Origin of the sequence: Micromonospora sp. RTGN7 (assembly GCF_033804645.1) — a bacterium.
Classification (GTDB): domain Bacteria; phylum Actinomycetota; class Actinomycetes; order Mycobacteriales; family Micromonosporaceae; genus Micromonospora.
Window position 1 is genome coordinate 101,077 of record NZ_JAPZLF010000018.1, and the last position, 22,888, is coordinate 123,964.

A 22,888-nucleotide genomic window follows, 5' to 3' on the forward strand; every position below is an offset into this window, starting at 1 on the left:
CCCACGGCAATTCCGTCGACGTCCACCACGGCAATGGCGGCGTGACTGTCAGTCTGCACTGCTGTTCAAATCCGATCGTCGGGCAGGCGACCTCGCCGCTCCCTGCGTCGTCCCGGCACACGGTCCACCAACTCCCACCACCGGCCGCCACCCAAGGTGGCCTCCCTAGATGGGGGCGAACGCCGCACACAGGATTACCGTCGACACAAAAACTGTCAACAAGACGACTCAAACCGGGAATGTCCACACCCGACGGCTCCCGCGGACCACAGCGGACACCACCCCCGCGCCGGGGTCACCGCCCGCAGGTCACGACCGACAGCCAGGGCGCCGCTGACCGGATCGCCCACCGCGTCGCGCAGGCGGCTCAGCCCGCCCGGCGTCGCGCCCGCCGCGCCGCCAACTCGTCGCCCACCGACTCCACCGCCGGCTCCTGCGCCACCACGCCCACCGACTCCGCCGGCAGATGCGACAACGAACCCTCGATCTCCTTGAACGCACCGCCGATCGCGATGCCGAACACGCCCTGGCCACCCTGCAACAGGTCGACCACCTCCTCCGGCGACCGGCACTCATACACCGTCGTGCCGTCCGAGATCAACGTGATCCCCGCCAGATCGGCCACCCCACGCGACCGCAAAGCCTCGATCGCCTTCCGGATGTTCTGCAACGACACCCCGGCGTCCAACAACCGCTTCACGACCTTCAACACCACCAGGTCGCGGAACGAATACAGCCGGGACGTCCCCGAACCCGACGCGTCCCGCACGCTCGGCAGCACCAACGAAGTCCGCGCCCAGTAATCCAACTGCCGGTACGTGATGCCCACCGCGTGGCAGGCCGTCACACCCCGGTAGCCCACCGCACCGTCACCCTCAGTCGCCGGCCCCGCCGGCACCACACCCGTCCCCTGCGTTTGCGTACCAGGCTCGGGATCTCGCGGCTCGTGCATCCGGACAACCTCCCCGCCAGTACGGTGACACGCCGCATCCGGAACGTGCACCCCTCGACACGGCAACCCTATAGCGCGCTCGAAGGGTTACCGTGCAGAAGAGGACACGACACGCCGCGCGGCGACCACAAAGATCACCCACCCACTCGGCGGATCACCCACAGTGACCACGCCGGGGCGGGGAAGACACGGAACCACACCAGCAGCGACGTTCAGCCCGCGAAATCCTCCGGACGCACCTGATCCAGGAACTCCCGGAACTTCTCCACCTCGTCCTCCTGCTCGTCCGGAATCACGATCCCCGCCTCACTGAGGACCTGCTCCGCACAACGAATCGGCGCACCGACCCGCAACGCCAACGCGATCGAGTCACTCGGCCGCGCCGACACCCGCACCCCGTCACCGATCAACAGATCCGCGTAGAAGACGTTCTCCTTCAACTCGGTGATCTCCACCGCCCGCAACGGCGCCTGCAACGCCGCCAACACGTCCCGCAGAAGATCATGCGTCAACGGCCGAGCCGGCTTGACTCCCTGCTGCTCATAAGCGATCGCCGTCGCCTCCACCGCACCGATCCAAATCGGCAGATAGCGATCCCCCTCGACCTCCCGCAGCAGAACGATCGGCTGATTGCTGGGCAACTCCACCCGAACCCCGACCACGCTCAGCTCGCGCACCGCCGCCTCCGTGTCGTTGTCACCTACGCCCGCACCCCGCCCTTCCCTGCACGGTACACGGACCGCGACACGCACATCCCGTACGCTCCGCCCACCGCCCGAGCCGGAAAGGGTTACCCCGGCAAGCCTACGACACGCACCCCGCGGCAGATCTTTCCCACCGCCCCCACCAACACCACACGGCCCGGGACCACCGCCCCGGGCCGCGCAGCACACCCCACGATCAACGACCCAACGTCGACCGCAACCCCACCCGCACCAACGCCGCGTGCAACTGCTGCGACAACGCCACCAACTCACGCGCCGTCTCCGCCGCCCGCGCCCGCGCCGCCGGATCACTCTGCCGCGCCAACGGCGCCACCAACTGCGCGAACAGACCCACCTCCCGATCCGCCGCCGTCCGGTAACCCCGCAGATGCCGAGGCTCCAACCCGTACGCCGCCAGACCCGCCACCGCCCGCGCGATGATCAACGCATCCCCGTCGTACCAACCCGGCGGATCGGACACCAGGATCCCGAGCCGCTCCAACTCACCCAACGTCGAGACGTCGATCCCACTCCGCGCGACCAGATCAACCCGACCCAACCGCACCTGCGCCGAATCCACCGGCTGCTCAGCCGCCGGACGACCCGGCACCTCACCATCCGGGCCCACCGCCACCAACGTCGGACGCGACGGCGCCGGACCATCCACCGACCCGTCCCACTGCGCCAGCTGCTCACGGATCACCCGCAACGGCAGATACTGGTCCCGCTGCGCGGTCAACACGAACCGCAACCGCGCCACATCGTCCCAGGAATACTTCCGGTACCCCGAAGCCGTCCGCTGCGGCTCCACCAGCCCTTCGGCCTCCAGGAACCGCAACTTCGAAATCGTGACGTCAGGAAACTCCACCCGAAGCTGCCCCAACACCTCGCCGATACTCATCAGCGGATGCGCACGGGCCGCCCCGGGCGGCGTCGAAGCCGCAGGCTCGTTCACCCCCGGCCGGCCTCCTCCTCCGGGCGCGGACCGGCGATGAACACCACACGGAACTTGCCGATCTGCACCTCGTCACCATTGCTCAACGTGGCCGCCTCGACCCGCTCCCGATTCACGTACGTCCCGTTCAAACTCCCGACGTCACGCACCGTGAACGTTCCACCGTCGCGGTGGAACTCGGCATGCCGCCGGGACACCGTCACATCATCCAGGAAGATGTCACTGTCCGGATGCCGGCCACTCGTCGTCACATCATGATCCAACAAGAACCGGGCGCCCGCATTCGGACCCCGACGAACCACCAGCAGCGCCATACCCGGCGGCAACGAACCGGACATCCGGCTCGGCACCACATCGGTGTCCGGCCCCTCCAGCACTTCGTCGAGCGAACCGAGATTGAGCGTCGAAGTGACGTCGAGCGGGGGGAACTCGTCGTCTGGCCGCGTCATGGGACCACCTCACGGATCTGTTTCGCGTCGGCGTCGGGTGATGGCGGGTCTGGCCGCCGGGCAGTCCACCCGGCGGCTGGCTCCCCGTGCCCGGAAAGGCAATCCCGCAACGCTCAACTCATTGGGTTCTCGGTCAACTGGACGAGCCTAGCCAGCGCCGAAATGCAGGGCAACCGGACGCGCGGACAACAACACCACACGCCCCACGGACACTCAGCTCTCGGTGAGCTCGCGATACGCCCCGGCGGTCAGCAGCCCGTCCACCGCCGCCGGATCATTCGGCGTGATCTCCAACAACCAACCCACACCGTACGGATCAGAGTTGATCACCTCCGGAGTATCCACCAACGACTCGTTCCACGCCGCCACGACCCCACTCAACGGGGCGTAGAGCTCGGACACGCTCTTGGTCGACTCGATCTCACCCAACGAGTCACCCGCAGCGACCTCCGCGCCCACCTCCGGCAACTGGACGTACACGATGTCACCCAGCGCGTCCTGCGCGAAGTGCGTGATGCCGACCCGGACAACACCCGAACCGTCACCCGCCACCCACTCGTGCTCGGCGGTGTACCGCAGATCCTCAGGAATCACCAGACGCGCCCTTCACCGTCGTACGACCATCGCTGCACCGGAGAACCGGCGCGCCGCGCCGGTCACGAAACCGGACGGGCGTGTTCCAACTTCACAGGCTCGTGCAACGCCGAAACCTCGGCGACCTCACGATCCTCGACGATCACGTTACCGCCGTCACCAGCAACCGACGCGGCCACCCCGCCCGGAATCCGTAACGCCGTCGCCATCGTCGTCGGATCACCGATCACCGTGATCGTGAACGGACCCGTCAACGAACGACCGTCCACCACCAAAGCACCATCCCCGCCATCCAGGAAGAACGTCGACGCGATCACCCGCACCGCCCCACCCCCACCGGAGATCTGCATCGCCTCCGCACCCGCACCCCGCAACTCCTGCACCGCGTCCAGGATCCGGTACGCCGAGATCGGCTTCGGCCCCGCCTCGAACCGCACACTCAACCCCGGCCCCCGCGCCGGCAACGTCCCCGCCAGGATCCCCAACTCGTCCGCCCGCCGCGTCGCCTCTTTCAACGCCGCCTGCCGACCCTGCTCACCCGAGCGCAACTGCCGCTGACTCTCCTCCAACGCCTCGATGTCCTGCCGCAGCCGCTTGTCCCGCGAATCCAGATCCGAGAAGATCCGCACCAGGTCCTCCTGCCGCGTCGCCGCCGACGTCGGATCCGTCGACGTCGTCCGCAACTGCACCACCAGGGTGAACCCCAACAACCCCAGCAACAACGCGATCATCGCCCCCGCCGAGGTGAACCGCCGCCCCAACCCGAACCAAGCCGGAGCGTCCCCCACCGCAGCCGACAGCCGCACCGTCGGCGCACCGTCCGGCGCCAACGCCCCTTCACCCTCCGGCGCCAACGGGCCACCCACATCCGACGGCTCCGACTGCCCCGCCGCCGCACCCGGACGCGCCGAACCCACCGGTCGCCCGGCACCCGTCTCGCTCTGCTCCCCGCTCATCCCCACAAACCTACGCCCGGAACAGGTGCCGACGAATCGCCGCCACATTCCCGAAGATCCGTACCCCCAGCACGACCACCACCCCGGTGGACAACTGCCCACCCACCCCCAACTGGTCACCCAGATACACAATCAAGCCCGCCACCAGCACATTCGAGATGAACGACACCACGAACTGCTTATCGTCGAAAATCCGGTCGAGCTTCGCCCGCACCCCACCGAACACCGCGTCCAACGCGGCCACCACCGCGATCGGCAGGTACGGCTGCAACGCCGCCGGAACAGTGGGATCGAGATACACCCCGAGCACCACACCGGCGAGCAACGCCAACACCGCGATCATCGGCCACCTCGGGAAGGGCTGGGAGACGAACCAGAGCCGGAAGGCTCAGGCCTGGACGAACCCTCGACACCCGACCCCGACACGGACGGACTCGGACTGACCGACGGCTCGGCGTAGCGTAACCGTGGCTCCGGCGCCGCCGGCAAGGTGACGTCCTCCACCTCCCGCACCTGGAACGACAACCCCACCGACTCCACCAGGTCCCGCATCAGATACGCCGCCCGAGAGTCCTCGAACCGGTCCCGCAGCGCCCCCGGCCCGATCGCCGACACCTCATACGGACCCGTCACCGGCCGAAAATCCACCAGGATCGCCTCACCCGCCGACCTGATCGTCGACGTCGCCGTCAACCGCTGACCATTGATCGCCACCGCCTCCGCACCCGCCGCCCACAAATCATTCGCCACCTTCTGCAGATCCGTGTACAACACCCGCGGCGGACCACCCCCCGAACCGGTCAACCCGTCCTTGTCAGCCACCGGCGCATCGGCCAACCGCACCACCACACCATCACCACGGACCCGCCCCAGCCCGGTACCCGCCTCCAACCGGCGCAGCCGCGACGCCTGCGAACCACTCAACGCCGCATCCCGCTGCCGACCGACCTCCTCACGCAACCGGTCCGCCCGCGCAGCCAACCCGTCGGTCTCCGCCTCGCGCTCCTTGATCTGCGCCACCAACCCGGCCCGCGCCTGGCTGCGCCCCGGCTCCTCGGCCACCGTCTGCCGGTACGCCACCGCGAAGAGGAAACCCAACGCCACGACCACCACCAGGCTGACCGTCCGCGACGACCACCCAGGCCGCCCCGACGGCGACGGCGACGACCGGCGCCGGGCCGCCGCGTCCGCGTACCCCGGATCCAGCGGATTGCCGAACAACTCGGTCAGAAAATCCGCCGTGTACACCCGACCCGCAGGACCTCGCTCCTCGCCGTCAGGCCGCTGCTCCGCCCCGCCGCGCGTCGGACCAACCGTCATGCCACCACCCCGGGTGTACCGGCCCGCACCGCCCGGACCAGCCGGGCCGCCTGAACCACGTACAGCGCGCCCGCCGCCCAGTACAGCACCAGCCCCCACCACGCCAGACCCCAGCCGATCGCACTCGCGGTCGTCGCCGTGACCGCCGACGCCGCGTGTCCCCCCAGCAGGACCGGAAAGGCGGCCAGCAGCAGGAAGGTGGCGGTCTTGCCGACGTAGTGCACCGGCGGCGGACCGTACCCGTGCCGGCGCAGCACCCCGAGCGAACCCAGCAGCAGCAACTCCCGAGCGAGCAGCGCGGCGGTGAACTGCCACGGCACCACCTCGCGCGCCGTGAACGCCAGCAGGGTGGCCAGGATGTACAACCGGTCGGCCAGCGGGTCCAGCAGCTCACCGAGACGGCTGACCTGATGCAGCCGGCGGGCGACCCAGCCGTCGACCCAGTCCGTGGTGCCCCCGATTGCCAGCACCACCACCGCGGCGACGTCGTCGTGCGACACCAGCAGCAGGTAGAGGAAGAGCGGGACGCCGAGCAACCGGACGAAGCTGATCAGGTTGGGCAGGGTGAGGATCCGGTCCCCGCTCGGCGCTGCCCCCGGGCCGTCGGGGGTCTGTGCGGGCAACGCCCCCGTCGGCCGACGCGACACCGAACCTCCCTCAGCAGCACGATCCGACGCCCGCGTGCGGGCGCTGCGGAAGGACGTGCGCGTTGCCGGGCCGGCGACGCCGGCGCCTGTGTGGGCCCCGGGTCGGGACCTCCCCTGGTCGGCCGTGGTCGCTGGGACCACCGGCCGGTGAATTGCGCTGTCACTATATCCGGCTGGCTTTCGGCTTCCGGTCCGGCAGGTTGTCGTTCGGGTGCGCGTTGCTGGGCTTGTGGCGGAGTTCACGTTGCGTAGAGCGTCCTAGGACACTGGCGGAGAGGGGCAGGATCTACAGGAGCGCGCCCGTCCCCGCTCAGGCGGTACGAGCCGGGATGTCTGACTGGGCATCCGCCGGGGCCGGCACGGCGGCCTGACCGAACGCCCGCAGCGCCAGCAGCAGCTCATGCTGGGCTCGGGGCGGCATCCGGTCCAGCACCGCGCCCACCGCCCGGTGCCGGCGCTGCGCCAACTCCCCCAGCAGGGCCTCGGCGGCCGTCGTCGGCACCAGTCGGACCTCGCGGCGGTCCCGCGGGTCGGCGACCCGTCGCAACAGCCCGATCGCCTCCAGCCGGTCGCAGAGCCGGCTCGCCGACGACGGCACCACGTCGAGCAACTCCGCGAGCCGGTTCACATTGGTGCGCGGACGGGCGCTGATCAGCGATAGCACACGCAGCTGCGTGGGCGACACCGTCATCTGGTGCCGGGAACCCGCAGGGTCCAGGACGCCGACGAGCGCCTCGGCAGCCGCGGCGATTGCCGCGGCGAGATTCAGAGGTTGCTCCACCGACGTCCCCTGCGAATGTCCGGTCGTGTTCCGCCTACCGCCCCGTCACCGCGCCCAGCCGACCGCTTGCCCGCCCCGGCCCCGCCAGTCGAGGCAGACGACCACGGCGTCGTCACGAAGATCGGCGTCGGCGTGGTAGGCCTGCAGCCCGCGCATCACCGTACCAACTGCCTCGGTAGCCGGCTGCAGCCGCGTCGCGCGCATGGACCGCGCCATGGCCCGTTCCCCGTACGGCTCGCGGCCACCGGGCGCCGCGGCGTACACACCGTCGCTGATGACGAAGAGCCGGTCCCCCGGCTCCACGGTGAACTCCTGCAGCTCGTAGCGGGTCTCGGCGAACATGCCCAGCGGCAGTTGCTGCTCCAGCGGCACCCGGGCGACCGCGCGACCGCGCAGCCGCAGCAGGTGCGGGGAACCGGCGTCCACCGCCCGCACCCGGCCGGTGGTGGTGTCCAGCTCCAGCAGCAGCGTCGCCACGTGCCGCTCGCCCCGGTGCTGGAAGAAGATGGTGTCCGAGGCCAACTCGGCCTGTTCGACCAAACCGCCACCGGAGCGGCGGGCGTTGCGCATCGCGTTGACCGTCACCGCCGTCAGCAGCGCCGCCGACAGGCCCGTGCCGGCGCCGTTGAGCACCGTCACGGTGAGCCGCTCACCGTCCACCGACCAGTCGAAGTGGTCACCGTTGACCGTGTACGCCGGTTCCAGCTGCCCGGCCAGCAGGAACGCGCCGTGCGTCACGCTGCGGCCCGGCAACAGGTCCCACTGCATCTCGGCGGCCATGCTCAGTCGCTCCCGGCGGCGGGCCCGGCGGTACCGGTCGGTCTGCCGGTCGGCCGCGCGCAGCGCGAGCGCCAACTCGCCGGCGATGTCCCGGGCCGTGTCGACCGTGGCCGCCGAAGGGCTGGCAGGCAGTTCGACCAGGAGCACGCCGAGTCGTTCGCCCCAGACCGTCAGCGGAAGGTAGACCCGGCACCGGCCGTCGTCGCCGGAGTCGAACACCGGCTGCTGGCTGCTGAAGCACCGCTGGGCCACGCCGTGGCAGGCGAGGAATCCGGCATCGGGCAGGTCGGGGTCGAGCACGGGCCACAGGCCGCTGATCCGGTAGTCGGCGACGAACACGTCGGTCCGCGACGCGTCCAGGGTGCCACGCAGGGCCCGGTCCGCAGCCTCGGCCAACAGGTCGGGCGGTGCCTCACGCAGGGCGCGGGCCACCGCTCCGGACGTGTCCGACATGATCCCCCTCCGGCAACTCTTGCTGTAGGGCAAGCATCATACGGAGGGCCGGTGCCGGCCGGCGGGCGCGGTCGGCCTCTCCCGTCGACATGCTCGCCTCCGGGGAGGTGTCGGAGCGCCGAGGCGACCCCCTGGCCTGCGCGGTATCGCCTCGGCGGCCCTCGGATGGCCGCGATACTGACCGCGGGGCAACGGCGAGGGAGGTACGGCGGTGAACGCGGCCAACGGCGCGGCGGTGGTGGTCGGGGTGGACGGCTCGGAGCAGGCACTGCGGGCCGTCCGGCTCGCCGCCGGGGAGGCAGCCCGCCGGGGCCGGGCCCTGCGGGTGGTGCACGGCTTCATCTGGCCGCTGATGCGCGTGCCCCTCGGCCCGGCACCCGGCAGCCCACCCGGTGCCGGGCTGCGCGAGCAGGCCAACCGCCTGGTCGCCGAGGCGGTGGCCGAGGCAGAGACGGCCGAACCGGGCCTACGGGTCACCGGGGAGGTCATCGACGGGGCGGCGTCAGCCGTGCTGGTCGGCGAGTCCCCCACCGCCGCGCTGATCGTCCTCGGCGGCCGAGGGCTGGGCGGCTTCGCCACGCTGCTGATCGGCTCCGTGGCGGTCCAGGTCGCCGCGTACGCCGACTGCCCGGTGCTGGTCGTCCGTGGCACCGCACGGGCCGACGGGCCCGTCGTGGTCGGGGTGGACGGTTCCGCGCTGTCCCGCGCCGCCGTGGAGTTCGCCGCCGAGGAGGCGGCGACGCGCGGCGTCGCCCTGCGGGCCGTGCACGCCTACCGGCACCCGGGCGCCGAGGGACCGGGCGACATGCAACCCCTGGTGTACGACGAGGGCCAGCTGCGCCGCGAGGAGCATCGGGTGCTCGACGAGTCCCTCACCGGCCTCGAGAAGCGCTGGCCGCAGGTGGCCGTCGAGCGGGTGGCGACCCGGCAGCGGCCCGCCGCGGCGCTCGCCGAGGCGTCCCGGTCGGCGCAGCTGCTGGTGGTCGGCGGCCGGGGCCGCGGCGAGTTCACCGGCCTCGTCCTCGGCTCGGTCAGTCACGCCATGCTGCACCGCGCCGACTGCCCGGTCGCCGTGGTCCGCGCCCCCGCCTGAGACCGACCCGGATCGTGCGGTCCGTTCCCCCGGGTGCGGACCGGGACGACGATTGGCCACGCCGGGGGCGGGTAGACGGCGTACGCCAACGGGCCCAGCGACCTGAAGGAGGCGGCGATGCCAGGACCACGACCGGGCAGCAACGCATACGACAAGCAGCGGGCACGGCTACGCGATCTGATCGAGAACTCCGGCCGGGCGGCAGACCAGGAGGCCAACCAGGTCGCCAACCGGATCCTGCGCGACGACCGGGGACAGCGCGGCGTCGTACGGGGCGAACGAACCTACGGCCCCAAGGGCGAACGCGAACCGGGCGATCCCCGGTGAGCGGGGCGAAACTGGTCGACGGGGCCATCGCCGGAGCGGTGGGCAGCGCCGCGCTGAACATGGTCAGCTACCTCGACATGGTGCTGCGCGCCCGACCGGCCAGCAGCACCCCCGAGGAGACCGCCGGGCGGGTGGCCCGACTCGCCCACGTCGACCTGGGGCCCGCGGGCCGCGCGGGGCCCCCCCCCCCCCGGCGCCGGCGCCCGGGGGGGGGGGGGGGCGGGGGGGGCCGCCCGCCGCCCCCCCCCCCCGGGGGGGGGGGGCCCCCCCCCCCCCCCGGCCCCCGGGGCCCCCCCGCCCCGCCGCCCCCCCCCCCCCGGGGGCCGCGGGCCCCTGCTGGGGTACGGCATCGGCGTCGCCGCCGGCGCCGCCTTCGCCGTGCTGGTGGGGGGCCGCCGCGCCTCGCTGCCGGTGGCGGTGGGGCTGCTCGGCGGGGGCGTCATGGCGATGTCGGACGGCTCGATGACCGCGCTGGGCGTGACCGACCCGCGCCGGTGGAGCCGCACCGACTGGATGTCGGACATCGTGCCGCACCTGGCGTACGGGATGGTGGCCGCAGCCACCTGGAACCGGCTGCGGCCACCGTCGTCGTCCCGGCGGTGCTAGGCGCTGTCGTCGTCGGCCACCTTGCCGGCGGCCGGGCCGTACGGCGACACCTGGCCGCGCGGCACGGTGCGGCCCCGGTCGCCCTGGGACGTGCCGCGGTTACTCGGGTGCCCGGACGGGCCGGGCCCCTTGGCGTCCTGCACGGCGTCGTTGCGCCCGTTGCGGCGCAGCTCCGGCTGTTGCGGGTTCGACACGGGAGTCTCCTTCCGGTGGACGGCGCGGCGTCGGCCGCACCCACCGCGGCTTACCCGCCGCCGTGGCCACCATTCGGGGCCCCTGGCACGACGGCCGCGTTCTCCCGGCCACCGCACGGGTGGGCGATGCCGATCCGGGTACCGGGAGGGGGTGACAGACACTCGGAGGACGGCGCAAGTCCTGCTGGACCGGCAGGGCCGCACGTACGCAGAGGAGGCGGGCATCGGCCTCGCCGACCGGCCCGCCCCGCTGTACCAGCTGCTGGTGCTGACGACACTGCTGAGCACCCGAATTCGCGCCTCGGTCGCGGTGGCCGCCGCCCGGGAGCTCTTCGCGGCCGGATACCGCACCCCGCAGGCCATGGAGGCCGCCGGCTGGCAGGACCGTGTCGACGCGCTGGGCCGGGGACACTACCGCCGATACGACGAGCGGACCGCCACCATGCTCGGCACCGGCGCACGGCTGTGCCTGGACCGGTGGCACGGTGACCTGCGCCGGCTGCACCGGGAGGCCGACGGGAACCCGGCCATGCTGCGCCGGCTGCTCACCGAGTTCCCCGGGATCGGCCCCACCGGCGCGGACATCTTCCTGCGCGAGGCGCAGACGGTCTGGCCCGACCTGCGTCCGTACGCCGACCGGCGGGCCCTGGCCGGGGCGAAACAACTAGGCCTGCCGGCGAACCCGGACGCTCTGGCCGGGCTCGTCGGCGACAGCGATTTCGGCCGCCTCGCCTCGGCGCTGGTCCGAGTCGCCCTCGGCGAGGAACCCGCCCCAAAGAAAACCCCCACCACCCACTGACCCCCCACCCCCACCCCCACCCCCACCCCCACCCACCCACCCACCCACCCACCCACCCACCGAACACCGACCCGGTGATCATGGAGTTATTGTCACGGCACGCCGGCCGGGCAGGCAATAACTTCATGATCACCGGGCCGGTGTTCGGCCGAGGACGGGGGTGGGGGTGGGGGTGGGGGTGGGGGTGGGGGTGGGGGTGGGGGTGGGGGTGGGGGTGGGGGTGGGGGTGGGGGTGGGGGTTATTTTGTTGGGGTGTTTCCTGGCTTGGTCAGGTGCCAGGCCAGGGCGGCGGCCAGCACCGCGAGCACCACCACTCCGCCGGACACCCCGCCGCCCTCGTCGGGGCTGCGTCCCTTGCTGCCGAAGTAGATGACCGCGAGGCCGGCGAGCACCGCCACGGCCGTGCGCATTCCTCGGTCCTTCACGTCCCGCACGGTACGGAGGCGGTCCGGGGGTGCACCCGGGAAGCGTGCGGGTTCCCCCGTCCGGGTGGCCCGCGGTCAGTCGGTCTCCAGGTCGTCCAGGGAGATGGCGTGGGTCATCAGCCAGCGGGCCAGGGCGGCCATCCCGAACAACCACAGCGGCGCCGACTCCGTGGTGCCGTTGGTGGCGAAAACGGCGAAGCGCAGGTCAGGAGCCCGATACGCCTCGATCCGCCACCGATGGCTGCGGTCGCGCCAGACGGCCGAAGGGTCCATGCCGCCACGCTAGGCCACGCTTCCACCCGCCGGGGCTGCGTCGCGCCAGACGGCAGCCGGGTCCTCCGGCCGGATCTGAGCGTGAGCGCCGGCCGGCGAGGGCCCGGCGAGGACTGTGCGCGCGTCGTCGGGCAGGCGGCGGGTGACGCCCCGCCGATCCAGCAGCTCCAGCAGCGGCACGGCGACCCGGCGGGTGGTGTCCAGGGCCTGCCGGGCGGCGCTGAGCGTGAACGGCTGCGGCAGTCGGGCCAGCACGCGGGCGGCGTCGTCCACCGCGCTGGGCAGCAGCACCACGTTCTCCGCCAGCCGCAGCAGCGCCCCCACTCGCACGGCCGCGCCGATCTCCCGGGGCCCGAGACCGAGCTCGGCGAGGCGGTACGCCTCCGGGGCCCGGAACGGGCGGTCACCGTACTCGGCCCGGACCCGGGCCACGGCGCGGGCCACCGGGTCGGGCAGGGCGTCGGGGGCCTCGGCGGTGACCCGGCCGGCGTGCACCCGCAACGGTGGGCGGACCAGGGCCTCGACCAGGGCACGGTCGGGCAGGTCGAGGCGCTGCCGCAGCACGTCGACCGGGGCGCCCGGCTCCAGGGGGTACTCGCGGGCGTACCGGGCGGTCTCGGCGGCCAGCCGGGCCACGAGGGCACGCCAGTGGGCGGGGTCGGCCAACCACTGGCCGGCGACCGGGGCGGCGGTGACCGGCACCCCCATCCGGGTCAGGTCGTCACGGCGGGCCAGGGCGCGGCGGCGTAGCTCACCGGCCAGGTCCGGTCGGCCGTCCAGGCCGGCGAGGACCTCGCCGCGGGCGGCGGCGGCCCCGCGCCGGGTCAGCGGCGGCGGAGCCACGTCGAGGACGGTCACCCCGCCGGCGACGTGGTGGCGACCGGGGTCACGCAGCAACGCCCGGTCGCCGATGAGTAGCGGCAACGGGCAGGCCAGCCGCAGCCGGACGGTGTCCGGGCCGAGCGGGCGCACTCGGGCGGCGACGGCGGCGGAGCCGACGTGCAGGGTGAGGGTGGCCGGCAGGTCTGCCGCCGGGTCACCTGCGACCCGCACGTCGAGCAGGTCGGTGCGCCGGAACCGGCCGGGCGTGAGCAGGGCATCGCCGCGGCCCAACCGGTCCCGGGCGACGTTGCGCAGGTTCACCGCCACCCGGGCGACCGCGTCGACCCGGTCGTGGGGGGCGCCCAGACAGTGCAGACCGCGGACCCGGACCGGCTCACCGGTGTCGGCCAGTTCGAGGTGGTCCCCGACGGTCAACCGGCCGCCGCCGAGGGTGCCGGTGACCACGGTGCCGCTACCCCGGATGGTGAACGCCCGGTCCACCCACAGCCGCACCGGGGCGTCGGCCGCCGGGGCGGGCAGCCGGGCGGCCAGGCGGTCCAGGGCGGCGCGCAGCTCGGGCAGGCCCGCCCCGGTGACCGCGGAGACCGCGACGGCCTCCACCGCGCCGAGGGACGTCGCGGTGATCTCCGCGCGGGCCTGCGCCAGCGCCGGGCCCGGGTCGGTCAGGTCCGCGCGAGTCACCACCAGCAGCCCGTACGACACCCCGAGCGCGTGCAGCGCGGCAAGGTGCTCGGCCGACTGGGGCATCCACCCCTCATCGGCGGCGACCACCAGCAGGGCGGCCGGGGCGGGGCCGACGCCGGCGAGCATGTTCGGCACGAACCGTTCGTGGCCGGGGACGTCGACGAAGGCGACGGTGCCGCCGGAGGGCAGCGTGGCCCAGGCGAAACCGAGGTCGATTGTCATGCCCCGGCGGCGTTCCTCGGCCCACCGGTCGGGTTCCATCCCGGTCAGCGCCCGCACCAGGGTCGACTTGCCGTGGTCGACGTGCCCGGCGGTGGCCACCACCCACACCTCAGCCGTCCCCGGGCACGGCCAGGATCGCCGCGTGCAGCGCGTCGTCGGCGTCGGCGGGGACGCAGCGCAGGTCCAGCAGCAGCCGCCCCTGGGCCACCCGGCCGAGCACCGGCGGCTCGCCGGTGCGCAGCGGCTGCGCGTACCGCTGCGGCAGGGTGAGGGCCCACGAGTCCAGCTCGACGCCGGGGGCGCCGCCGCCGCCGACCACGGCGGCGGTGGGTACCACCTCGGCCTTGCCGCCGTCGGCGGCCAGCCGGTCGCGCAGCCGCTCGGTGCGCTCCCGCAGGGCGGCCGGGTCGGCGTGCAGGGCGGCTCGGGTGGGGGTGTCCTGGTCGTGCAGGGTTGCCGCGAGCGCGGCCAGGGTGAGCTTGTCGACCCGCAGGGCGCGGGCCAGGGGGTGCCTGCGCAGCCGGTCGACCAGCTCGGCGTCGCCGAGCAGCAGGCCGGCCTGCGGCCCGCCGAGGAGCTTGTCGCCGCTGGCGGTGACCAGATGCGCGCCGGCGCGTAGGGCGCTGGCCGCGTCCGGCTCGGCGGGCAGCAGCGGGTCGGCGGCGAGCAGCCCGGAGCCGATGTCGACGACCACCGGCACGCCGAGGGTGGCCAGCCGGTTGACGCCGACGGCGGAGGTGAAGCCGGTGACCACGAAATTCGACGGGTGGACCTTCAGCACGAAACCGGTGTCGGGGCCGATCGCGGCGGCGTAGTCGGCGAGGGTGGTCCGGTTGGTGGTGCCCACCTCGCGCAGCCGGGCGCCGGTGCTGGCGAGCAGGTCGGGCAGGCGGAAACCGTCGCCGATCTCCACCAGTTCGCCGCGACTGACCACGATCTGGCGGCCGGCGGCCAGCGCGGTGGCGGCGAGCACCAGGGCGGCGGCGCCGTTGTTCACCACGTGCACGGCGCCCGCGTCGGGCACGGCGGCGGCCAACGCGTCGAGGGCGGCGCGGCCACGTCGGGCCCGCAGCCCGGTGGTCAGGTCCAGCTCCACGTCGGTGTGCCCGGCAGCGGCGACCAGGGCATCCACGGTGGCGGCGGAGAGCGCGGCCCGGCCGAGGTTGGTGTGCAGCACCACCCCGGTGGCGTTGAGCACCGCCTGGGGTGCGGGGGCGGGCAGGTCGGCGAGGGCTGCGTCGCGTACCCCCTCGGGGGTGATCTCACCGCGGCGGGCGCGGGCCTGCGCGGCGAGGATCGCGGCCTTGACCCGACGGCGGCCGAGGGTGTCGGCGGCGACGGCGAGCCGTGGGTCGGCCAGCAGGGTGTCGGTGCGCGGCACCCGCCGTCGTGGGTCGGCGTCGCGCATCGCGTCCTCTCCGAGGGGTGCGTGGCGGAGGCGGACGGGAATCGAACCCGCCTGGCCCGGGTCCCGGACCACTCCGGTTTTGAAGACCGGGAGGGGCACCAGCCACCTGAACGCCTCCAGGGCCATTTGACCACAGTGATCGCCGGGCGGTACGCGGAGGTGTCGATCAGTCCTCGATCGTGGGCCCCCCGGTGGCGCGGCGCTCGACCCGCTCGCGTTGCGGGATAACCGTGTACTTCGGGTCGCGGGCGGAGACGACGCCGCCGTGGAAGATCCCGAACCGGGTGGCCACCGACGCGGCGAGCAGGGCGACGCCGGAGAGCCCCGACAGCACGCGGCTGCGCCGGCCGACGAGCGCGCCGAGCACCCCGGCGGCGGTCAGCGCCCGGCCGGCACGCAGCAGCCGGCCGGGCGTGCCGATGCGGTAGGGCTCGCTGAGCAGGCCGAGACGGGTCTCCACCCGGTGCGAACCCCACAGTTCCAGGGCCGCGCCGCCCACCGCCATCCGCCGGGCCGGACCGGCCTGGTCGCAGGGCGCGGCGAGCAGGCCCACGCCGGCACCGCTGACCAGGGCGCTGCCCGCGAAGATCGCCGGCAGTTCCGGGTACGCCTCGTGCCACGACGGCACCGCCGTGTCGGCCAGCAACACCCCGGTGTACGTGGCCAGGGCCGGCGCGGTGGCGGCGGCGACCAGCCCGGCGGCGTGGCCGACCGGGGGCAGCAGCCGGCGGCCCAGGCCGAGCACGCCCCGCTCGGGCAGCCACGGCGCCGCCTCGGCGATGGCGGCCACGCCAGCGGCCGGCCCGAACACGGTGAGGACCCAGGTGCCCACCGACATCGGTGAGGTCAGCTTCGCCACCCGCAGCATGTGGTGGAACCGGGCCGGCCGGCCCAGGTCGTTGACCAGGAAGTACGCGCTGGCGCTCACCGCGACCAGGGAGGCGACCCGGCCGGCGCGGCGCAGCTCCGGCCGGCCGGTGAGCTGCCCGCCGGCGGCCAGCAGCGACGACCCGGCGGCCAACCCTCCGGTGAACAGGTATGCCGCGATGTCCCACTTCCACACCGGCGGCTTGAGCACCGGGCGGCCGTAGTAGGAGGTGAACTCGGCCGGCGGGACGTTGAGCTGCTCCCCGCCGCCGCCCCCGCGCTTTGCTCCGCCGCGCCGCCGCTTCACCGGGGCCGACTCGCGGGGCGGGTCCTCGAGGAAACGGCGGAACCGGTCACCGACCGGGGGACGGTGCGAACTCACGAGGACCCTCCGACGAACGCGGCGACGGTCGCCGCCGCCATGACCAGGGCGGCCAGCCCGGCGCGCTTCCACATCCCGGGCAGATCGCGGGTGGTGACCACCGGGTCCGGGGGCAGCCCGTACACCTCCGGGGCGTCCAGGAGCAGGAAGAACGCGCCGTCGCCGCCGACGCCGTCGGTGGGGTCGTGGCCGTACAACTGGGCCTCCGGCACCCCCCGCTCGTGCAGGGTGGCCACCCGCTCGGCGGCCCGCTCCCGCAGTTCGTCGAGGGGGCCGTACTGGATGGACTCGGTGGGGCAGGCCTGCGCGCAGGCCGGGGTCATCCCGGCGCCGAGCCGGTCGTAGCACAGTGTGCACTTCCACGCCCGGCCGTCCCCCTTACGCTGGTCGATCACCCCGTACGGGCAGGCGGAGATGCAGTAGCCGCAGCCGTTGCAGATGTCCTCCTGCACCACGACCGTGCCGAACTCGGTGCGAAACAGCGACCCGGTGGGGCAGACGTCCAGGCAGGCCGCGTGGGTGCAGTGCTTGCACACGTCCGACATCATCAGCCAGCGGAAGTCGGTGCGTTCGGCCGCGCCGGTGGCCCGGCCGGGCGGGGCTGCACCGGGCATGCCGAGGAACTCGGGGCCGGCCGCCATCCGGGCGGCGGCGGCCGGCTCGCCCGGCGGAACCCCGGGGGTCGTGCCGGAGTCGCCGGGCATGGCAGCCGCCACCGCCGCCGAGGCTGCGCTGGCCGGGGCGCCGGTGGGGTTGCCGGCGAACGGCGGGGTGCGGTGCCCGGCCGGGCGAGGTTGCTCGACGAACGCCACGTGCCGCCACGAGTTCGCGGTCAACGCGCCGGTGTTGTCGTACGACATGCCGAGCAGGTCCATCCCGGAGCCCGGCACGTCGTTCCACTCCTTGCAGGCCACCTCGCAGGCCTTGCAGCCGATGCAGACGCTGGTGTCGGTGAAGAAACCCATCCGGGGTCCGGCGTCGGTCCAGCCGGCGTCCGGGGCCGGGTCCAGCGGCCCGTAGAGGCTGTTGGGGTCACGCATCCTTGCCCCTCCTGTCGCGCGCCGATGCCTCCGGCGAGCGTTCTTCGCTGCTGCCGGCCGCGTCGTCGCCGCCCGCCGCGTCGGTGGTGACCAGCGGGATCTGCCGGTCCACGGTCATCCCGGCCCGCCGCCGGTAGTCGGCGACCAGGTCCAGCAGCGCCGGCCCGGTGGGACGCCGGCCGGGCCGCACGTCACAGGTGCCGACCTTGCTCTCCTGGATCAGCACGTTCGGGTCCAGGGTGATACCGAAGAGATCGTTGGCCGAGTCGCCGGTGACCAGCCCTTCGGTGCCGAAGTGGTACGGCAGCCAGAGCTGGTGGATGATCCGCCCGTCCACCCGCAGCGGGGTGAGCCGGTCGGTGACCAGCACCTTCGCCTCGATCACCGCCCGGCCGCTGACCAGGTGCGCCCAGCCCAGGTGGGCTAGGCCCGCCTCGACGGCCAACTCCGGGGAGACCTCGACGAACATCTCCGGCTGCAACTCCGCCAGGGGGCGTACGGTGCGGCTCATCCCGCCGGCGGTGTGGTGCTCGGTGAGCCGGCTGACCGTGAACACGTACGGGAAGACGCCGCTGTGCGCCTCCGGCGGGCTCGGGTTGATCGGGTTGATCGGGTGCTCGTAGACCTTGCGGGTGGGGTTGGCCTGCTGGCCGTACATCGGGTTGCGCATCGGCGACTCGGCCGGCTCGTAGTGCGTCGGCAGCGGGCCGTCGAGCACCCCGCTCGGCGCGTACAGCCAGGCCTTCCCGTCGCCCTGCATGACGAAAGGGTCGTCGCCGGCGAGGCCCTCCGTTCCGGAGGCGCCCTTCGGTGGCCGGTACGTCGGCGGCTTGGTCTTCTCGAAGTCCGGCACGTCGTAGCCGGTCCACTCGCCGGCCTCCGGGTCCCACCACACGTACTTCTTCCGCTCGCTCCACGGCCGGCCCTGCGGGTCGGCGGAGGCGCGGTTGTAGAGGGTGCGGCGGTTCGCCGGCCACGCCCAGCCCCACTCGGCGGCCACCCAGTCCTGCTCGTGGCGGGACTTGCGCCGGGCGGCCTGGTTGACGCCGTCGGCGTACACACCGCTGTAGATCCAGCAGCCGATGGCGGTGGAACCGTCGTCGCGGGCCTCGCTGAACCCGGACAGCGGGCGGCCGTTGACGGTGTCGTAGCCGTTGATCTCGCGCAGCACCGCCTCGGCGCTCGGCTCGGCGAGCGGGCCGTGCGTCGGGTAGTCCCAGTTCAGGTCGAGCAGTGCCCGGTCGCGCGGGTGCGGTGAGGCGGCCAGTTTCTCCCGCAGTTTGCGGCCGAGGTGGTAGAAGAACCACAGCTCGGAGCGGGCGTCGCCCGGCGGTTCGACGGCCTTCTCCCGCCACTGCAGCATCCGCTGGGTCTGGGTGAAGGTGCCCTCCTTCTCCACGTACGACGCGGCGGGCAGGAAGAACACCTCGGTGCGGCACTCCTGCGGGACGATCTCCCCCGTGGCCACCTCGGGGCTGTTCTTCCAGAACGTGGCGCTCTCGATCAGGAAGAGGTCCCGGACGACCAGCCAGTCGAGGTTGGCCATGCCGAGGCGCTGGGCCTTGCCGTGTGCGGAGCCGACCGCCGGGTTCTGGCCGAGCAGGAAGTATCCCTTGATCTTTCCGTCGATCATGTTGAGCACCTGCTGGTAGGTGCCGTGGTCGCCGGTCATCCGGGGCAGGTAGTCGTAGCAGAAGTCGTTCTCCGGGGTCGCCGCGTCGCCCCAGTACGCCTTGAGCAGGCTCGCCGCGTACGACCGGGCGTTGCCCCAGAAGCCCTTCTGGCCGGGGCGGCGGATGCCGTTCACCCAGTCGTCGAAGGTCTCGTGGTCGGCGTGGTGTGGCATCGGCAGGTAGCCGGGGAGCAGATTGAACAGCGTCGGAATGTCGGTCGAGCCCTGGATGCTGGCGTGCCCGCGCAGCGCCATGATGCCCCCGCCCGGGCGACCCATGTTGCCCAGCAGGGTCTGGATGATCGCACCGGTGCGGATGTACTGCACACCGACGCTGTGCTGCGTCCAGCCCACCGAGTAGACCAGCGCGCCGGTACGCTCCCGGCCGGAGTTCTCCGTCCAGGCGCGGGCCAGCTCCAGGAACTTCTCCTGCGGGATGCCGCAGACCCGCTCCACCATCTCCGGGGTGTAGCGGGCGAAGTGTCGCCTGAGGATCTGGTAGACGCAGCGCGGGTGCTGGAGCGTCTCGTCCCGCCGGGCCTGCCCCGCCGTGGGCATGCCGTGCGACTCGTGCTCCAGGCCGGCCGCGCTGTCGCGCTCCTTGCCGGTGCCCCGGTTGTCGGCGTCGTCCTCGTGGCCCTCGTACTGCCAACTGGCCTGGTCGTACGAGCCGGTCTCGGGGTTGTAGCCGGAGAAGAGCCCGTCCAGGTCCTCGGTGTCGACGAACTGCTCGCTGACGATCATCGTCGCGTTGGTGTACGCCAACACGTACTCCCGGAAGTCCAGCTCGTTCTCCAGGATGTAGCGCACCACGCCGCCGAGCAGCGCGATGTCGGTGCCCGCCCGAATCGGCAGGTACGTGTCGGCGACCGCGCTGGTCCGGGTGAACCGGGGGTCGACGTGGAAGACCTTGGCACCACGCTTCTTGGCCTCCATCACCCACTGGAAGCCCACCGGGTGGGCCTCGGCCATGTTGGAGCCCTGGATGACGATGACGTCAGCGTTGACCAGGTCCTGCTGGAAGTCCGTCGCGCCACCGCGACCGAAGCTGGTCCCCAGACCGGGGACGGTGGCGGAGTGTCAAATGCGAGCCTGGTTCTCGATCTGGATCGCCCCCATCGCCGTGAACAGCTTCTTGATGAGGTAGTTCTCCTCGTTGTCCAGCGTTGCCCCGCCCAGGCTGGAGATGCCCAGCGTGCGGTGCAGCGGCCGGCCGGCGTCGTCGACGTCCTCCCAGGTCTCCTCGCGGGCGGCAAGGATCCGGTCGGTGATCATGTCGACGGCCGTCTCGAGGTCCAGGTCCTCCCACTCCGTGCCGTACGGCCGGCGGTAGCGGACCGTGGTCTGCCGCAGCGGGCTGGTGACCAGGCTCTTGCTGGCTGACCCCTTCGGGCAGAGCCGGCCCCGGGAGATCGGGCTGTCCGGATCTCCCTCGATCTGGGTGACCCGGCCGTCGGCGACGAAGACCCGCTGCCCGCAGCCGACCGCACAGTACGGGCAGACCGACCGCGCCACGCTGTCGGCGGTCTCGGTGCGCGCGGTCAGCGCCGCCGAGCCGGCCGACTGGGCCGCCGCGCCCCGGCCGAGCGGGTCGGTGCCGGTGAGCTGCCGGTAGACCGGCCAGCCCGCGATGAAAGACCGCAGGCCCATCCGGACACCCCCTCCCGGCGCTGGAAGCTGACCTTCTGAACATAGGCCAGGCTCCGCCGGGCTGCGACCCCGGACCGTTCTTTTCCCGCCTCGGGGGCTTCGGAAATCACCGGTCCGGGCGGTTTGAGCGGAACGACGACGGCCAGGAGCCGGCCAGTCGGTCACCGGGAAGCGCGAGGTGCCATCGTCATCGGCACCCGACGTCGCCATGGGTCGCACGCGGCCGGTGAGGGCTTCGGCCGGCGTTGCCGGGTGGGAGACGTGCCGGCGTTGCCGGGTGGGAGACGAGCCGGCGTTGCCGGGTGGGAGACGAAGCCGCCCCCGGCCGGGTGGCCGGGGGCGGTCCGGTGTCGGTGTGCAGGTCGCCTCTCGGCGAGTGGCGCGACGCGGCTCCAGCCGAACGGTATTCCGCGACGGCAATTTAGGTGAGGCCCGGGGACACTGGACACACCGACACTGGCTACAACTTACCCGATCGGCGGCCTATTCCACCCGCTGCACCGCGACGACTTCCCCCGTGGAGCAGGCGGGCACGTTTCCTGCCGCACTCGGCTTTGCTGACGCACCTTGTCCGGTTCTGCCCGGTGAGCCAGATCCCAAGCCTCGGCCTTGCCCGATGTATCCGGAATGACGGACACGTCGGGCTGGTTGTGTCCCCCGTACCGCCCGCCGGTAAACCCCGACGCGGCGCGGTTCCCCCGAGGGGCGCTCAACCCGGAGCGCGTCGCAACGATCGAAAGGGCAACCATCGTGAAGGCTTACTTCACTCGATGGCTCCCGGTCATCGCGAAGACCACCGACCGGATCCCGGCCGTCATCAAGACCCCCAACCGCAAAACCGTCCTGAGCATCGCCGGCGTCGCCGCACTCGGCGGCCTGGCCTTCGGCCCCACGGCCGGCGCTGCCCCGATCACCAGCAGCCCGCACGCCGGCGCCGTGGCGGCGATCGGCCTGGCCACCGGCAAGGCCCGCGCGGGTGCCACCACCGAGTCGGCGCTGACGACCGGCGAGGCTGCCGGCATCACGTCGGTGGCCGATGAACCGGACCGCGACGAACTGATCCCGCACGGCATCGAGGGCGCCCAGTCGCGCATCCCCCTCGACGACGCGCAGCTCGCCAACGCCAAGGCGATCATCAAGGCCGCCAAGGAGACCGACGTCGGCGAGCGGGGAGCGGTGATCGGTGTGGCCACCTCCCTGCAGGAGTCGAAGCTGTACAACCTCGGCCATCTGGGCACGTACAACGACCATGACTCGCAGGGCCTGTTCCAGCAGCGCCCCTCGTCGGGTTGGGGCTCGCCCGACGAGATCACCGACCCCGACTACGCCTCCAAGGCGTTCTTCAACGCGCTGAAGAACGTGGGCGGTTGGCACCAGCTTCCGCTGACCGCCGCCGCGCAGACGGTCCAGGTGTCGGCGTACCCGTACGCGTACGCGCAGTGGGAGGAGCAGGCTGCGGACGTCGTCCAGCAGCTGTGGTGACAGTTTCCTGATCCGGCCCTCGGCCGGCCCCTGGCGGGGTCGGCCGAGGGCCGTTTCGCGCTTGACCGGCACGATGGCAGGGACATGGTGAAGCCGATGGGGTGGTCTGGGGTTTTCTGTCCGTTCCCGGGTGGTTGGCGGGTCGGGGGGTGACCGCCGGCATCGTGGGGGCGGAACATCGGCCGGCCCGGGGTGGTTACACCTGGCAGACGATCGAGCAGGACACCCCACCCCCGCCTGCGCAGCGAGCCAGCGAACCCGCGAACCCGGCGGGTGGAATGCGGGCCGGCCACCGGTCGTTACACCTGGACCCCGCCACCACGACCCCAC

24 protein-coding genes, 1 tRNA gene and 2 pseudogenes are annotated in these 22,888 nt (G+C 72.7%); 7 read left to right on the top strand and 20 right to left on the bottom strand.

Annotation, left to right across the window (positions count from 1 at the left end):
* Positions 1-367: 367 nt before the first annotated feature.
* The 11 genes from SNR22_RS23190 to SNR22_RS23240 form a co-directional block, all read right to left on the bottom strand.
* Positions 368-952, bottom strand: coding sequence for a MerR family transcriptional regulator (locus SNR22_RS23190; protein ID WP_320068751.1), 585 nt, complete (start codon positions 950-952; stop codon positions 368-370).
* 212 nt (positions 953-1,164) lie between these two features.
* A complete protein-coding gene (locus SNR22_RS23195) occupies positions 1,165-1,629 on the bottom strand; it encodes a bifunctional nuclease family protein (protein WP_320068752.1) in 465 nt (154 codons plus the stop codon).
* A gap of 223 nt (positions 1,630-1,852) precedes the next feature.
* Positions 1,853-2,557, bottom strand: coding sequence for a MerR family transcriptional regulator (locus SNR22_RS23200; RefSeq protein ID WP_320068753.1), 705 nt, complete (start codon positions 2,555-2,557; stop codon positions 1,853-1,855).
* Positions 2,558-2,607: 50 nt separating this feature from the next.
* Positions 2,608-3,060 (bottom strand): FHA domain-containing protein, encoded by a 453-nt coding sequence (locus SNR22_RS23205; protein ID WP_007071101.1) that lies wholly within the window; start codon positions 3,058-3,060, stop codon positions 2,608-2,610.
* Between the two features lie 213 nt (positions 3,061-3,273).
* On the bottom strand, positions 3,274-3,654 hold the full coding sequence (gene gcvH / locus SNR22_RS23210; RefSeq protein ID WP_320068754.1) for a glycine cleavage system protein GcvH: 381 nt from the start codon (positions 3,652-3,654) through the stop codon (positions 3,274-3,276).
* A gap of 62 nt (positions 3,655-3,716) precedes the next feature.
* Positions 3,717-4,610 (bottom strand): DUF881 domain-containing protein, encoded by an 894-nt coding sequence (locus SNR22_RS23215; RefSeq protein ID WP_320068755.1) that lies wholly within the window; start codon positions 4,608-4,610, stop codon positions 3,717-3,719.
* A 10-nt stretch (positions 4,611-4,620) separates the two neighbouring features.
* Positions 4,621-4,953: a small basic family protein gene (locus tag SNR22_RS23220; RefSeq protein WP_007071104.1), complete on the bottom strand. Its 333-nt coding sequence runs from the start codon at positions 4,951-4,953 to the stop codon at positions 4,621-4,623.
* Positions 4,950-5,930 carry a DUF881 domain-containing protein gene (locus SNR22_RS23225; protein ID WP_320068756.1) on the bottom strand — a complete coding sequence of 327 codons (981 nt, stop codon included), beginning with the start codon at positions 5,928-5,930 and terminating at the stop codon, positions 4,950-4,952. Before SNR22_RS23225 ends, SNR22_RS23220 begins: the two co-directional genes overlap by 4 nt.
* Entirely contained in the window at positions 5,927-6,577 is a 651-nt protein-coding gene (locus SNR22_RS23230) for a CDP-alcohol phosphatidyltransferase family protein (protein ID WP_413775689.1), read from the bottom strand. The genes SNR22_RS23225 and SNR22_RS23230 overlap by 4 nt, the downstream gene beginning before the upstream one ends.
* A gap of 310 nt (positions 6,578-6,887) precedes the next feature.
* Positions 6,888-7,358, bottom strand: a complete 471-nt coding sequence (locus SNR22_RS23235; RefSeq protein WP_320068757.1) for a MarR family transcriptional regulator — start codon at positions 7,356-7,358, stop codon at positions 6,888-6,890.
* A gap of 45 nt (positions 7,359-7,403) precedes the next feature.
* Positions 7,404-8,591: a PP2C family protein-serine/threonine phosphatase gene (locus tag SNR22_RS23240; protein WP_320068758.1), complete on the bottom strand. Its 1,188-nt coding sequence runs from the start codon at positions 8,589-8,591 to the stop codon at positions 7,404-7,406.
* A gap of 211 nt (positions 8,592-8,802) precedes the next feature.
* Between SNR22_RS23240 and SNR22_RS23245 the strand changes: the two genes are divergently transcribed.
* From SNR22_RS23245 to SNR22_RS23255, 4 genes and pseudogenes are all read left to right on the top strand, one after another.
* Positions 8,803-9,684, top strand: a complete 882-nt coding sequence (locus SNR22_RS23245) for a universal stress protein (protein ID WP_320068759.1) — start codon at positions 8,803-8,805, stop codon at positions 9,682-9,684.
* A 117-nt stretch (positions 9,685-9,801) separates the two neighbouring features.
* Entirely contained in the window at positions 9,802-10,011 is a 210-nt protein-coding gene (locus SNR22_RS23250) for a phosphatidylethanolamine-binding protein (RefSeq protein ID WP_320068760.1), read from the top strand.
* Positions 10,008-10,215: pseudogene (locus SNR22_RS29465) on the top strand (hypothetical protein); the annotation flags it as partial. The gene SNR22_RS23250 and the pseudogene SNR22_RS29465, both read left to right, overlap by 4 nt.
* Positions 10,216-10,332: 117 nt before the next feature.
* Positions 10,333-10,617, top strand: a pseudogene (locus SNR22_RS23255) (hypothetical protein); the annotation flags it as partial.
* Here SNR22_RS23255 and SNR22_RS23260 read toward each other — a convergent pair.
* The gene (locus tag SNR22_RS23260; protein WP_320068761.1) at positions 10,614-10,811 is read right to left on the bottom strand and encodes a hypothetical protein; all 198 of its coding nucleotides are present in this window, start codon (positions 10,809-10,811) and stop codon (positions 10,614-10,616) included. The pseudogene SNR22_RS23255 and the gene SNR22_RS23260 sit on opposite strands and share 4 nt — an antisense overlap.
* Before the next feature lie 151 nt (positions 10,812-10,962).
* On the opposite strand from SNR22_RS23260, the gene SNR22_RS23265 reads away from it, so the two are divergent.
* The gene (locus tag SNR22_RS23265; protein ID WP_320068762.1) at positions 10,963-11,610 is read left to right on the top strand and encodes a hypothetical protein; all 648 of its coding nucleotides are present in this window, start codon (positions 10,963-10,965) and stop codon (positions 11,608-11,610) included.
* Positions 11,611-11,849: 239 nt separating this feature from the next.
* On the opposite strand, the gene SNR22_RS23270 is transcribed toward SNR22_RS23265, so the two are convergent.
* The 8 genes from SNR22_RS23270 to fdh form a co-directional block, all read right to left on the bottom strand.
* A complete protein-coding gene (locus tag SNR22_RS23270) occupies positions 11,850-12,035 on the bottom strand; it encodes a hypothetical protein (RefSeq protein WP_320068780.1) in 186 nt (61 codons plus the stop codon).
* Positions 12,036-12,110: 75 nt separating this feature from the next.
* A complete protein-coding gene (locus tag SNR22_RS23275) occupies positions 12,111-12,308 on the bottom strand; it encodes a hypothetical protein (protein ID WP_320068763.1) in 198 nt (65 codons plus the stop codon).
* A gap of 9 nt (positions 12,309-12,317) precedes the next feature.
* Complete coding sequence (gene selB / locus SNR22_RS23280) at positions 12,318-14,165, bottom strand: selenocysteine-specific translation elongation factor (protein WP_320068764.1); 1,848 nt, start codon at positions 14,163-14,165, stop codon at positions 12,318-12,320.
* 1 nt (position 14,166) lies between these two features.
* On the bottom strand, positions 14,167-15,465 hold the full coding sequence (gene selA / locus SNR22_RS23285) for an L-seryl-tRNA(Sec) selenium transferase (protein ID WP_320068765.1): 1,299 nt from the start codon (positions 15,463-15,465) through the stop codon (positions 14,167-14,169).
* Between the two features lie 22 nt (positions 15,466-15,487).
* Positions 15,488-15,583: transfer RNA gene (locus tag SNR22_RS23290), tRNA-Sec, on the bottom strand.
* Between the two features lie 48 nt (positions 15,584-15,631).
* Complete coding sequence (gene nrfD / locus SNR22_RS23295) at positions 15,632-16,714, bottom strand: NrfD/PsrC family molybdoenzyme membrane anchor subunit (protein ID WP_320068766.1); 1,083 nt, start codon at positions 16,712-16,714, stop codon at positions 15,632-15,634.
* Positions 16,711-17,754 carry a 4Fe-4S dicluster domain-containing protein gene (locus SNR22_RS23300; protein ID WP_320068767.1) on the bottom strand — a complete coding sequence of 348 codons (1,044 nt, stop codon included), beginning with the start codon at positions 17,752-17,754 and terminating at the stop codon, positions 16,711-16,713. Before SNR22_RS23300 ends, nrfD begins: the two co-directional genes overlap by 4 nt.
* Positions 17,747-21,076, bottom strand: coding sequence for a formate dehydrogenase (gene fdh / locus SNR22_RS23305; protein WP_320068768.1), 3,330 nt, complete (start codon positions 21,074-21,076; stop codon positions 17,747-17,749). Before fdh ends, SNR22_RS23300 begins: the two co-directional genes overlap by 8 nt.
* Positions 21,077-21,826: 750 nt before the next feature.
* On the opposite strand from fdh, the gene SNR22_RS23310 reads away from it, so the two are divergent.
* Positions 21,827-22,558 (top strand): hypothetical protein, encoded by a 732-nt coding sequence (locus tag SNR22_RS23310; protein WP_320068769.1) that lies wholly within the window; start codon positions 21,827-21,829, stop codon positions 22,556-22,558.
* 149 nt (positions 22,559-22,707) lie between these two features.
* Positions 22,708-22,888 (top strand): hypothetical protein (locus SNR22_RS23315; protein WP_320068770.1); only part of this gene is annotated, 181 nt, incomplete at its 3' end.